The following is a 12,022-nucleotide window of genomic DNA, read 5'->3' on the forward strand; positions in this document are numbered from 1 at the left end:
GCGAATTTCGGCATGCACATGCCACCACAGCGGGTGCGTGCTGGGAAGGACGCGATACGGACAACACCCCCGGCGCACACGCGGCTGGCCGAATTCGGCCGGAAGAACCGGCGCGGTCCGACTGACGAATCCTCAGGCCTGCGAGGTCAGGCGGCACAACGCCCTGGCGTCGTGGACGGCGGCGCCGCCGGCGTCGTTGTTGAAATAGGCGAACACGTCCGCGTCCCGGGGCCAGGTGTCGGCGATCCGGCCCGCCCACGACTGCAGCGCGGTGCGTCCGTACCTCGGCGAGGGCCGGGCCCGGCCCTCGTGGAACCGGACGTAGCCCCAGTCGGCCGTGCGCCACAGCGGGGTCACCGGCCGCGAGCCCCGGTCCGCCCAGCACAGCGCCGCCGTCCGCTCGGTCAGCACCGCGCGCACGTCGGGCGTCCACCAGGAGTCGTGCCGCGGCTCCACGGCCACCCGCGTGCCCTCCGGGAAGCACGCGAGGCAGGCATCCAGCAGCTGCGGGTCGGCGTGCAGGGTCGGCGGCAACTGCAGGAGGACGGGACCCAGCCGGTCGCCGAGGGCGCTGCTGTGCTCCATGAGGCGGCGGACCGGCTCCTCGGGCTCGCGCAGGCGTTTGACGTGGGTCAGGAAGCGGCTGGCCTTCACCGCGAAGACGAAGCCGTCCGGGGTGCGCTCGCGCCAGGCCTCGAAGATCTCCGCGGTGGGCAGCCGGTAGAAGGCGTTGTTGCTTTCCACCGTGCGGAAGTGGCGGCCGTACTCCTCAAGCCACAGCCGCTGCGGCCGGCCGGCGGGGTAGAGGACACCCGCCCAGTCCCGGTACTGCCACCCTGAGGTTCCGACGAGCACGGGCACAGTCCCGATGATGCACAGGCCCCGTCCGGGACGCATCCCGCTCCGCGAAGCTCGCCGGGCCCGCCTCGACAGGGCCCCGCCCGGCGCGGGCCCCGCCCGGCGCGGGCCGCGCCCGGGGAACCGGGGCCGCAGGCCGCGCGGGAGCGCCCGGCCCGCGCCCGCGTACGGCGGACACGGCACCGACGCGGGGCAGCGGGGGCCCGGCCGCGATAGGCTCGTACGGGGCGCAGGAGAGGAATGATGCTGATGTGTCGATGGCTCGCCTACTCCGGCTCGCCCATGCTGCTCGACGCGGTGCTCTACCAGCCGGAACACTCGCTGATCGATCAGAGCCTCCACGCGCGGATGGGCGTCGAGTCGACCAACGGTGACGGTTTCGGCATCGGCTGGTACAGCACCCACGGGGACGGCACACCGGCGATCTTCCGGGACATCGGCCCCGCCTGGAACAACCGCAATCTGCGGGAACTGGCCGCCCACGTCCGCTCGCAGCTGTTCTTCGCCCATGTCCGCGCCTCCACCGGTTCGGCCATTCAGCAGACGAACTGCCATCCGTTCCGGCACGGCCGCTGGATGTGGATGCACAACGGGGCGATCACCGACTTCCACCGCCTCCAGCGCGACCTGTGCATGGCCGTCGACCCGGCCCTGTTCCCGTTCATCGAGGGCTCGACGGACTCCGAGGTGATGTTCTACCTGGCCGTCACCTTCGGGCTCGACCAGGACGTCCCGGGCGCGGTCGCCCGGATGACGGGCCTGGTGGAGCGGCTCGGCAAGGAGCACGGCGTCCCCGACCCGATGCAGATGACGATCGCGGTCAGCGACGGCCTGCGCGTCTGGGCCTTCCGCTATTCCAGCGCGGGCCAGTCGCGTTCGCTGTACTACAGCAGCAAGGCCGAAACGGTACGGCAGCTGTACCCGGAGCTGCCGTTCCTGCGGCAGGTGTCCGACGCGACCCGTCTGGTGGTCTCCGAACCCCTGGGCGACCTCCCCGGTGTGTGGAACGAGCTCCCCGAGGCCAGCTACGCGGTCCTGCCCTCCGCCGCCACCGAGGACTACCACCCCTTCATCCCCGATCTCCCCTGACGATGCGGGGGGGGTGATGACCCGTTCCGCGCGCCGTCGGGCTGGCTACCGCGGCACGGCCGGCGGCATGACCACGCAGAAGGCCGTCAAACGGGCCCTGGACGCGCTCGGGCCGGGCGAGATCGTCCAGATGCACATCGGCTCGCCCGACGGGCAGGGGCCCGTGCTCGACGCACAGGCCCTGCCGCATATCATCGACGCGGTCCGGTCGCGCGGCTACCGGATCACCGACCTGCGCACCCTGCCGGCCGGCCCCGCGGCCCCGGCGCGGCCGTAGCCTGCCGGACAGGCGTCAGCAGATGCGGGGGAGCTGCTCCCCGATCGGCAGGTCGACCACCCGGGTGCCGCCGAGGCCGGTGCGGGCCACGACGAGGCCGGGGTGGGCCTCGACCGCCTCTCCGATCACCGTGGCGCGGCGGCCCAGCGGGTGGGCGTGCATCGCGTCGAGGACGGCGTCGGCATGCCGCCGGGGCACGAAGGCGACCAGCTTGCCCTCGTTGGCCACGTAGAACGGGTCGAGGCCGAGGATCGCGCAGGCGTTGCCCACCGCCTCGGGAACCGGCACCCGGCCCTCGTGTACGACGACCCCGGTGCCCGACGCGGCCGCGATCTCGTTCAGCGCGGCCGCCAGCCCGCCGCGCGTGGGGTCGCGCAGCACGTGCAGGTCGGGGGTGACCGCGAGCATGGCCTGGACGAGCCCGCCCAGCGGCGCGCAGTCGCTCTCGATCTCCACGCCGAAGCCGAGCCCCTCGCGGACGCTCATGATGGCCACGCCGTGCAGGCCGATCTCCCCGCTGACGATGACGACGTCACCCGGTACGACGCGCTGGGGGCGCAGGTCCACGCCGTCGGGGATGAGCCCGATGCCCGCGGTGTTCAGGTAGATGCCGTCGCCGTGGCCGGCCTCGACGACCTTGGTGTCGCCGGTGGCCACCTCGACGCCCGCGGCGCGCGCGGCCGCGCCGAGGGCCTCGGCGACCCGGGCCACGACGGAGATCTCGACGCCCTCTTCGAGGATGAACCCGCAGGAGAGGTAGGCGGCCCGGGCTCCGCTCATGGCCAGGTCGTTGACCGTGCCGTTGACCGCGAGGTCGCCGATGCTGCCGCCGGGGAAGAACAGCGGCCGCACCACGTACGAGTCGGTCGAGAAGGCCAGTCGGGCCCCGCCCAGGGTGACCGATGCGCAGTCGCCGAGCTGGGCGAGCACCTCGCCGCCGAAGGCGGGTGCGAAGACGTGCTGGACGAGCTCGGCGGAGAGCGCACCGCCGCCTCCGTGGCCCATCACCACCCGGGGGCGGTCGCGCAGCGGGGCCGGACAGGTCCAGCCGGTCACGTCGAGGGCGGCACCGGACGGGGTGCCGGACACGGTCCGGGCGGTCTCAGACAACGGGGCTCGCCTCCAGCGGTGCGGTGCGGGCCGGCGCGAGGTCGAGGCGCCGGTAGAGGTAGTACGCGGCGCACGCGCCCTCGCTGGAGACCATCGTGGCGCCGAGCGGGGTGCGCGGGGTGCAGGTGGTGCCGAAGGCCTCGCACTCGTGCGGCTTGATCAGGCCCTGGAGGACCTCACCGCTGCGGCATTCTGCGGGTTCCTGCGTGGCGATGTCCGTCACCGAGAAGCGGTGCTCTGCGTCGTACGCGCGGTAGCGGGAGGACAGCCGCCAGCCGCTGCCGGGGATGACGCCGATGCCGCGCCAGGCGCGGTCGGTGACCTCGAAGACGTCCTCCAGCATGGCGAGGGCGGCCGGGTTCCCCTCCGGCCGGACGGCGCGGGCGTACGCGTTGTCGACGGTGTGCTCGCCCCGTTCCAGCTGCCGCACGGCCCGGCGTACGCCTTCGAGGATGTCCAGCGGCTCGAACCCGGTGACGACGATGGGGACCCGGTGGCGCGCGGCCAGCTCCGGGTACTCCCCCATGCCCATCACGCTGCACACGTGCCCGGCGGCGAGGAAGCCCTGGACCCGGCAGCTCGGGGAGTTCATGATCGCTTCGATGGCCGGGGGCACCCGGACGTGGGAGACGAGCAGGCTGAAATTCGGGATGCCGAGCTTCTTCGCCTGGTACACCGTCATCGCATTGGGCGGCGCGGTGGTTTCGAAGCCGATGCCGAAGAACACCACCTCGCGCGCCGGGTTCTGCTGCGCGATCCTCAGGGCGTCGAGCGGGGAGTACACCACGCGTACGTCGCCGCCCTCGCTGCGCACCTGGAAGAGGTCGCGGCCGGTCCCGGGGACGCGGAGCATGTCGCCGAACGAGCAGAAGATCACCTCGGGACGGGAGGCGATCTCCAGCGCCTTGTCGATGACCTCCAGCGGGGTCACGCACACCGGGCACCCCGGACCGTGGATCAACTCCACCTGCTCGGGCAGGAGTTGGTCGATCCCGTGCCGGATGATGGTGTGGGTCTGGCCGCCGCAGACCTCCATCAGCGCCCACGGGCGGGTGACGGCGGCGTGGATGTCGTCGAGCAGGCGGCGGGCCAGCTCGGGGTCCTGGAACTCCTCGATGTACTTCACTGCTGCTGCGCCTCCTGTACGGCGTCCCCGGCCTGCTGCTGCGCGATGTCGTCGGCGAAGGGCCAGTCCTGCGCCCCCGCCTCGGCCGCCGCCCGCTCCCACGGGTCGCCGAACTCCTCCTGGAGCATGCCGAGTTGGGCGAAAAGGTCGAGAGTCTGCCGGGCCGACTCCTCATCGAGGCGCTGCAGGGCGAAGCCGACGTGGACGATGGCGTACTCGCCCACCTGGAGGTCCGGCAGGTACTCCAGGCACACCTCCTTGACCACCCCGCCGAAATCGACGGTCGCCATGCGGGTGCCGTCCTTCTCCCCGATGTCAAGCACTCTGCCGGGTACCGCCAGGCACATGGCCCTCTCCTTGCTGTGGGTGTTGCGGGGCGCAGGCCGCCACCATGAGCTGGCCGAGCGCCAGCCCGCCGTCGTTCGGCGGGACGCGGTGGTGGCGCAGGACGGTGAAGCCGCGCTCGCGCAGCAGGCGGGCGCAGGCGGAGGAGAGCACGGTGTTGGCGAATACCCCGCCGGTGAGGGCCACGGTGTCGAGCCCGTGCCGCCGGCGGGCGAGGCCGGCGAGGGTGGCCACGAGGCCGGCGACCGCGGCGTGGAAGCGCACGGCGATCAGCGGCGGGGGCGTGCCGGCCCGTACGTCGGCCACGACCGCCGCGAGGACGGGGGCCGGATCGGCCGTGACCGGGGCTTCGCCGCCGGCCTCTCCCCGGCGCAGCGCGAAGGCGTACCGGCCGTCCGCCTGCGCCTGCGGCCCGGGGACCGCGAGGGCGGCGGACTCCAGCTCGACGGCGGCCTGGGCCTCGTATCCGGCGCGGTGGCAGACGCCGGCCAGCGAGGAGACGGCGTCGAAGAGCCGTCCCATGCCGGAGGTCGGGGCGCAGTTGAGCCCCAGCTCCAACTGGCGCTCCAGTACGCGAAGTTCCTCGGGCGGACAGGCCGCCGTACAGGGCAGGTCCGGCGACCACGGGATGCCCGCGGCCCGCAGATGGGACAGGGCCATCCGGTACGGCCTCAGTACCGCGGCGTCCCCGCCCGGCAGCGGCACGTAGGCGAGGTGGGCGAACCTGCGGTATCCGGCGTAGTCGGCGAGGAGGACCTCCCCGCCCCACACGGCCCCGTCGTCCCCGTACCCGGTGCCGTCGAAGGCGATGCCGATCACGCGGCTGCCGCCGTCCAGGCCGTGTTCGGCCATCGCGGAGGCGATGTGGGCGTGGTGGTGCTGGACGCGGACCAGCGGGCGCGGGCCCGCCGCGCGCTGCGCCCATCCGGCGGAGCGGTAGCCGGGGTGCCGGTCGGCGGCGAGCAGGGCGGGGCTCACACCGGTGATGGATTCCAGCTGCTGCTCGGCGCGTTCGAAGGCGTACTGCGTGGCGAGGTCGTCCATGTCACCGATGTGCGCGGACAGCCAGGCCTTGCGGCCTTCGCCGAGGCAGAAGGCGTTCTTGAGGTCTCCCCCGGTGGCGAGCACGGCCGGTACGGGCAGCGGCAGGGGCAGGGGCAGCGGGGCGTATCCGCGGGAGCGGCGCACGATGAGCGGTTCGCCGTCGCAGACACGGACCACGGAGTCGTCGCACGGGACGTGGATGGGGCGGTCGTGCGTGAGCCAGGCGTCGGCGAGGTGGCCGAGCCGGTCCAGGGCCTCGGCGTCGTCGGTGACGATGGGCTCCCCCGACAGGTTTCCGCTGGTCATGACGAGGAGGCGCGGGCCGGGCGGGTCGCCGGGGAGACCGAGCAGCAGGTGGTGGACAGGCGTGTACGGGAGCATGACGCCGAGGTCGGGGCAGCGCGGGGCGACGGCGTCGGCTACGGGTTCCCCGGCGGGTGCTCCGGGCCGGCGGCGCAGCAGGACGACGGGCCGGACGGGACCGGTGAGCAGGTCCCGTTCGGCCGGTCCGAGGTGGACCAGGTGCTCGACGTCGGCGGGGTCGCGGGCCATCAGGGCGAACGGCTTGTCCCCGCGAGCCTTGCGGCGCCGCAGCTCGGCCACGGCGCCGGCGTGCGCGGCGTCGCAGGCGAGGTGGTAGCCGCCGAGGCCCTTGACGGCGAGGATCGCCCCGTCGGCCAGCAGCCGGCGGGCCCCGGCCACCGGGTCGGCGCCGGCCGCCTCCCACGGCGGCGTACCGGCCAGGAGGCGCAGCCGGGGTCCGCAGGCGGGGCAGGCCACCGGCTGGGCGTGGAAGCGCCGGTCGGACGGATCGGCGTACTCGCGGGCGCAGTCGGGGCACATCGGGAAGCGGGCCATGGTGGTGTGCGCCCGGTCGTACGGCAGCCCGGTCACGATGGTGAAGCGGGGTCCGCAGTGGGTGCAGGTGATGAAGGGGTGCCGGTGGCGCCGGTCGGCCGGATCCGTCAGCTCCGCGAGGCAGTCGGCGCAGGTGGCCGTGTCCGGGGAGACGAGGGTGCGCACGGGTCCGCCGGACCGGGAGGCGATGATGGTGAAGCCCGCGCCGCCTGCCGCGGGGACCTCGCAGTGGTCGACGGCGTCGACGACCGCCAGCGGCGGGGCGTCCGCGGCGAGCCGCTCGCAGAAGGCCGAAACGGCCGCCGGCGCGCCCTCGACCTCGGCGACGACCCCCTCGGGCGTGTTGGTGACGTGCCCGGCGAGGCCGAGTCCGGTCGCCCGCGTGTACACGTACGGCCGGAAGCCGACGCCCTGCACCACTCCGCGCACGACGATCCTGCGGCGCTGTACGGCTTCCATCAGCGGGTCTGCACCGCGGCGGAGTGCGGGTGGGTGGGCCCGGACACCGGGCCGTGGCCGGCTTCGGCAGCACGGCCGGAGCCGGGGCTGTCGTCGTGGCCGTGGCCGTGGTCGTGGTCGTGTCCGGCGCCGGGTGCGTGCCCGTGTCCGGGGCTTTCGGCGTGGTGATGGTGACGGTGGCGCCCGTGCTGCTGCGCCATGACCGGGGCGTGGGCCGGACCGCCGTCGCCGACCGCCAGCGCCCGGTCGAGCAGGACGCCCGCCCCCTGGCCCCCGCGGGCCGAGGTCAGCACCACCTCCACCCCGGGGTTGACCTGCTGGACGTGCGCACGGAAGGCGGCCTCGTCGAACTCCACGGCCTGTGCGATGTCCGTCTTCGTCACCACGACGAGGTGGGCCAGCCCGAAGGCCGTCGGGTACTTGAGCGGCTTGTCCTCGCCCTCCGTCACCGAGGCGAGGACCACGCGCAGCGATTCGCCGAGGTCGTACGAGGCGGGGCAGACCAGGTTGCCGACGTTCTCCACGAACAGCAGCCGGGTGTCCTCGGGCATCCAGCCGTCGAGGTGCCGCCCCAGCATCCCGGCCTCCAGGTGGCAGAGCCCGTCGGTGAGCACCTGCTTGACGGGGACGCCCGAACGCGCCAGCCGTACCGCATCGTTCTCGGTGGCGAGGTCGGCGGTCAGCGCGGCGACCGGCACGCCGCGCCCGCGCGCCAGGACGAGTTCGCGTTCCAGCAGGGCGGTCTTCCCGCTTCCCGGGCTGGACAGCAGGTTGACCACCGTGGTGCCGCGGGCGCCGAGTTCGGCGCGCAGGGTGTGCGCGACCGAGTCGTTCTTGGCGAGGACCGCCTGCTTCAGGTCGACCACACGGCACATGGTTCAGCTCTCCTCGGAGATCGGTTCGCGGGCGGGGACTGGGGGCCGGACACGGGCGGGGCCGTCCTCCCACTTCACGCTGAGGATCTGCAGCTCGCGCCCGGAGAGGAGTTCGACGTCCCCGGCCTGCCCGCAGCCGGGGCAGACCAGCCGGGGCGGCATGCCGACGGCCCAGTCGCCCGTGCAGGAGCGGCAGTGCGCTCGGGCGGCAACCGGTTCCGTCACGAGTTCGGCGCCCTCCAGGAGCGTTCCTGCGCAGGCCAGTTCGAAACAGAAGGCGAGGGCGTCGGGCACCACCCCGGCCAGCTCCCCGACCTGGAGCCGGACCGAGGTGACGGCGGTCGCGCCGCCCGCCTCGGCGGCTTCCTCCACCTGGCCCACCACGGCCACGGCGATCGACATCTCGTGCATGGGGCTCCGTCCTGCCGGGGCTCATTAGACCGGCCGGCGCCGTACGGGGCGGTCGGGCACGCCGACGCGCCGACGCCCCGTACGCCATTCGGGCGCCGGGGCATCGGACGGGGAACGGGGGCCGGCCGAAGACCGGAGACGGCCGGGTCACATGCGGCGGATCCGCAGGTAGCGCTGGATGTCGGGGAGCACTGCCGTCAGTACGGCGGCGAGGACGACGGCCGTGCCGCCGATGATGGCCTTCTTCATGGGTTCTCCTCAGTTGGCGGCGGCGTTGTGTTCTTCTGCGAGCGGTTCCCCGCCCGGACTGCGGACGAGGTCCAGGACCATCCGTACGGCCTCGGGGACCGCTGCGGCCACGGGGGCGCTCAGCCCGATGCCCTCCTCCAGGCAGCCGGGTTCGCAGCCGACGACCCACATCCGCCGGGGCGGTGTGGCTCCGGTGCCGGCGCACAGGGTGTCCAGCAGGGCCAGCACCGTGTCGGGGGACATCTGGTGCCCGTCCAGCACGGGGCTCTGCGGGGCGACGGAGCCGGGCTCGGCGGCCTCGATCAGGTACAGGGTGCCGGGTGCTCCGCCGCGCGCGGTGGCGTCCACCAGGACCAGCGTGTCGTAGCCGTCGAGGAGCTGGTAGGCGAGGTGGACCCCGCGTACCCCGATGTCGGCCACCTCGACGTGCCCGGGCAGCCCGCACCCGGGCCCGGTCAGCCGCCGGACGGTCTCGACGCCGAAGCCGTCGTCGCCGAGGAAGACGTTGCCGATGCCGGCGATCAGGATGCGGCCGCTCACACGTCCTCCAGAGGGGCGACCTCATCGGGCTGGAAGTACAGGAACCGGCCCTGTTCGCGCCGGATGTCGGCGCCGGGGTCCCCCTCGACGGTGACGGCGAGGTGCACTCCTCCGTCGACGTCGTGGAGGACGGCTTCGACCTGAGCGGTGCGGCCGTGGAGGAACAGGTCCTGGGCGTCGGTGCGCCGCAGGCCCGGGCGCAGGAGCACCCGGCTGCCGGGTCCCACCGAGGTCCCGCCGATCGGGATCCGGTCGCGCGCCGGGGCGGCGGGGTCCGTGTGCGCCGGGTCCCACCAGGGGGTTTCCGGTCTGAACACGGCCTCCTCGTCCTGGAGTTCGGGGAACCGGTCGGGGGCGGGCACGCCGGGACCGGTGACCTCCCGCAGTGCCCGCACCGCGCCGTGCAGGCGGTCCAGCACCTCGGGGGGCATGGTGTCGGCCAGGTCGATCACGGCGGCCGCGCGGGCGTCGGTCCCGCGCGCCTCCCGTTTCTCCTGGTCGGTCAGGGCCGCCGTGCGCAGGGCGAGGATCTCGTCGATCTCGGTGGCGTCGTACATGGCCCCGATGCTCTCGGGGGCGATGCCCGGGTGGTCCTCAAGGATGATCGGCGAGGACAGCACCACGTCGGCGCCGCCGGGTTCCCCGGCGAGCACGGGCCAGGTGTGCCGGTTGGCGCAGGCCGCGACGGAGGCCTTGGCCCACTCGGGCGGGTCGGTCATGGAGAGGAAGGATCCGGCGCTGAGGCCCAGCAGGAGGTGGGCCGCGACCAGCGAGCGCGGCAGGGCGGCGTCGCGGTCGCCGCCGCCGGCCTCAGGGGCCCAGTCGCTCGTGTTCTCGACGACGGCGGTCAGCTTGAACGCCCGGTACGGGACGTCCAGTTGCTCCGCGCGCAGCCGCAGTACGCCGTCGGCCCGCTCGGTGCGCCGGACCAGCCGGCCCACCACCCGGCCGTCGGCGCCCGGCACCGGTTCGGTCTCCTCGCGGGCGGGCCGTGCGAAGGGCAGGCTGACCTCGCCCTCCTCCAGTTCCGCCACGGGAACGGTCATCTCGACCCGTTCCTCGGTTCCCTCGTCCCAGGGGACCAGGACCCGGTCGGGCAGGTGCAGCTCGGGCACGGCTTCGAAGGAGCCGTCCGGGCGGGCCTGTTCGACCGTACGCCGCTGCGCGTGCAGGAAGCGGAGCTCGACGGCGAGGGTGGCCGCGCCGCGGGGTTCCATCACGACTTCGGTGCGCTGGAAGGAGTGCTCGCCGTGCGCGGGCCCCCAGGCGGGCGGGACCAGTACGCCGAACTGCCAGCGCAGCCGGTTCTTCGCCGCCGAGGCCCGGTACGGGTAGAGCACGTAGCCCTCGAAGAGGACGGCGTCGGCCACCTGCCGGGCGACGGCGAACCGGGATCCGGGCAGGGTCGTCGCGGTCACGGCGCCGTCCTCTCGACGGCCCGGGGCAGTACGGCGCCGGCCCAGGCGGGGTCGGGGGGCGGCGGCTCCGCCGCGGCCGCCGCGTCCAGCAGGGCCCGTACGGTCGCCTCCCAGGAGGCGAGCGCGTGGCGGGAGCGGTAGGCGAGCAGGTCCGCCATGGTGTCGCCGGGCAGGCGGAGCCAGCCGCAGCCCGGGAAGTGCTGCTCGACCATCTCCCGCCACACCTCGGCGGGCATCCGGAACGGGGCTTCGCGGTCCCAGGGGACGGGTTCGACGTGGAAGCCGCCGGCCCCGGTGAAGGCCGTGCCGGAGAAGAGCATGAGCAGCGGCGCCTCACCGTCCTCCAGGGCGCTGAGGTAGCGGCCGGAGGCGATGTCCATGTCGTACGTGCAGGGCACGACGACGTCGGTCTCGGTCTCCCCCGTGAAACTGGGGACCATCACCGCGACCTGGGCGAACTGGAGGGGCTGGAGGGTGGTCCCCCAGCGGGCCCGCTCGCCGAACAGGTCGTGGAGCGCGGCGGCCTCGCCCGTGCCGTAGCCGCGCTTGGCCGGCTCGATGCGGATCTGGCAGCGCAGCGCGAGGGCGTGGACACGGACCGTTTCGTCCGGCCTGGCCGCGGAGGCGGTGATGCGCAGCCGGAAGACGAGGGTGGGGCCGGCCGCGTACGGGTCGGCGCGCACCCCGGTGACGGCGAACCTGAAATCGGTCACGGCCGGCCCTCCCCCGCCGCGGCCGGGACCTTGGCCCGGCGCGCCACCTGCTCGAAGAAGGCCTCCAGTGCGGCGCGCGCCTCGGCACCGCCGTCGAAGCCCTGCCACAGCAGCCGCATCCGCCCCACCAGCTCGTAGCAGATGTCGATGGGCACGAGGTGGCACTCGGTGCGGTCCTCGGTGCGGCGCAACAGCAGCGCCTCCACGTCGGGTTCGAGCAGCGCGGCGAGCGCCCCGCCGCCGAGTACGTCCTGCCAGGTGGCCGGGTCCAGTTCGCTCTCGGTGGCGCCGGCCGGGCTCGGGTAGAACGCGACCAGCCGGTCGAGGGCGGTGTTGTGGAAGAGGAAGGCGACGCCGACCGGGATCCGCAGCCGCTCCCAGGCGCCCTCGTCGAGCCGGTGTTCCGGGTCGGTGAGGTAGCGGTCGGGGACGGCGCGCAGGCGCCCGGTGGCGGCGCCGGGCCGGTCGAACAGGAGGGCGCACGCGGTGCAGGCGCAGACCAGCGTGCGCTTCTCGACCTCCACGAGGTGGCGGTGGCCGTCCTCGGGGACCGCCACCGCGCACAGTTCGCAGCGCTCGGTCCGGGGCGGCCGGGGCCCGGTGAAGCGGCGCAGGCCGCGCGGGCCGCGCAACCCGGCGGGGCCGGTGCA

At 74.1% G+C, this 12,022-nt stretch carries 14 protein-coding genes; 2 read left to right on the plus strand and 12 right to left on the minus strand.

Annotated features, from left to right (window positions below; all coding sequences use genetic code 11):
• Positions 1-132: 132 nt before the first annotated feature.
• Positions 133-861: a DUF72 domain-containing protein gene (locus ABTY04_RS09295; RefSeq protein WP_352212728.1), complete on the minus strand. Its 729-nt coding sequence runs from the start codon at positions 859-861 to the stop codon at positions 133-135.
• A 246-nt stretch (positions 862-1,107) separates the two neighbouring features.
• Between ABTY04_RS09295 and ABTY04_RS09300 the strand changes: the two genes are divergently transcribed.
• The gene (locus tag ABTY04_RS09300; protein ID WP_352212729.1) at positions 1,108-1,947 is read left to right on the plus strand and encodes a class II glutamine amidotransferase; all 840 of its coding nucleotides are present in this window, start codon (positions 1,108-1,110) and stop codon (positions 1,945-1,947) included.
• A gap of 67 nt (positions 1,948-2,014) precedes the next feature.
• Positions 2,015-2,224: a hypothetical protein gene (locus ABTY04_RS09305; protein WP_352212730.1), complete on the plus strand. Its 210-nt coding sequence runs from the start codon at positions 2,015-2,017 to the stop codon at positions 2,222-2,224.
• Between the two features lie 15 nt (positions 2,225-2,239).
• Here ABTY04_RS09305 and hypE read toward each other — a convergent pair whose 3' ends face one another.
• From hypE to ABTY04_RS09355, 11 genes are all read right to left on the minus strand, one after another.
• Positions 2,240-3,229: a hydrogenase expression/formation protein HypE gene (gene hypE, locus ABTY04_RS09310; RefSeq protein ID WP_502996602.1), complete on the minus strand. Its 990-nt coding sequence runs from the start codon at positions 3,227-3,229 to the stop codon at positions 2,240-2,242.
• Positions 3,230-3,326: 97 nt separating this feature from the next.
• Positions 3,327-4,460 carry a hydrogenase formation protein HypD gene (hypD, locus tag ABTY04_RS09315; RefSeq protein WP_352212732.1) on the minus strand — a complete coding sequence of 378 codons (1,134 nt, stop codon included), beginning with the start codon at positions 4,458-4,460 and terminating at the stop codon, positions 3,327-3,329.
• Positions 4,457-4,807 carry a HypC/HybG/HupF family hydrogenase formation chaperone gene (locus ABTY04_RS09320; RefSeq protein ID WP_352212733.1) on the minus strand — a complete coding sequence of 117 codons (351 nt, stop codon included), beginning with the start codon at positions 4,805-4,807 and terminating at the stop codon, positions 4,457-4,459. The genes hypD and ABTY04_RS09320 overlap by 4 nt, the downstream gene beginning before the upstream one ends.
• Positions 4,776-7,166, minus strand: coding sequence for a carbamoyltransferase HypF (gene hypF, locus ABTY04_RS09325; protein WP_352212734.1), 2,391 nt, complete (start codon positions 7,164-7,166; stop codon positions 4,776-4,778). The genes ABTY04_RS09320 and hypF overlap by 32 nt, the downstream gene beginning before the upstream one ends.
• Positions 7,166-8,041, minus strand: coding sequence for a hydrogenase nickel incorporation protein HypB (gene hypB / locus ABTY04_RS09330; protein ID WP_352212735.1), 876 nt, complete (start codon positions 8,039-8,041; stop codon positions 7,166-7,168). Before hypB ends, hypF begins: the two co-directional genes overlap by 1 nt.
• 3 nt (positions 8,042-8,044) lie before the next feature.
• Positions 8,045-8,452, minus strand: a complete 408-nt coding sequence (locus tag ABTY04_RS09335) for a hydrogenase maturation nickel metallochaperone HypA/HybF (RefSeq protein WP_352212736.1) — start codon at positions 8,450-8,452, stop codon at positions 8,045-8,047.
• 147 nt (positions 8,453-8,599) lie between these two features.
• Positions 8,600-8,701, minus strand: coding sequence for a DUF6893 family small protein (locus ABTY04_RS41110; RefSeq protein ID WP_502996596.1), 102 nt, complete (start codon positions 8,699-8,701; stop codon positions 8,600-8,602).
• Positions 8,702-8,710: 9 nt separating this feature from the next.
• The gene (locus ABTY04_RS09340) at positions 8,711-9,241 is read right to left on the minus strand and encodes a hydrogenase maturation protease (protein WP_352212737.1); all 531 of its coding nucleotides are present in this window, start codon (positions 9,239-9,241) and stop codon (positions 8,711-8,713) included.
• Positions 9,238-10,659, minus strand: coding sequence for a hypothetical protein (locus tag ABTY04_RS09345; RefSeq protein ID WP_352212738.1), 1,422 nt, complete (start codon positions 10,657-10,659; stop codon positions 9,238-9,240). The genes ABTY04_RS09340 and ABTY04_RS09345 overlap by 4 nt, the downstream gene beginning before the upstream one ends.
• Positions 10,656-11,372: a DUF6084 family protein gene (locus tag ABTY04_RS09350; protein ID WP_352212739.1), complete on the minus strand. Its 717-nt coding sequence runs from the start codon at positions 11,370-11,372 to the stop codon at positions 10,656-10,658. Before ABTY04_RS09350 ends, ABTY04_RS09345 begins: the two co-directional genes overlap by 4 nt.
• Entirely contained in the window at positions 11,369-12,004 is a 636-nt protein-coding gene (locus tag ABTY04_RS09355) for a DUF5947 family protein (protein WP_352212863.1), read from the minus strand. Before ABTY04_RS09355 ends, ABTY04_RS09350 begins: the two co-directional genes overlap by 4 nt.
• Between the last annotated feature and the right edge of the window lie 18 nt (positions 12,005-12,022).

Source organism: Streptomyces sp. NPDC097981, assembly GCF_040302565.1.
Taxonomy (GTDB): Bacteria; Actinomycetota; Actinomycetes; order Streptomycetales; family Streptomycetaceae; genus Streptomyces.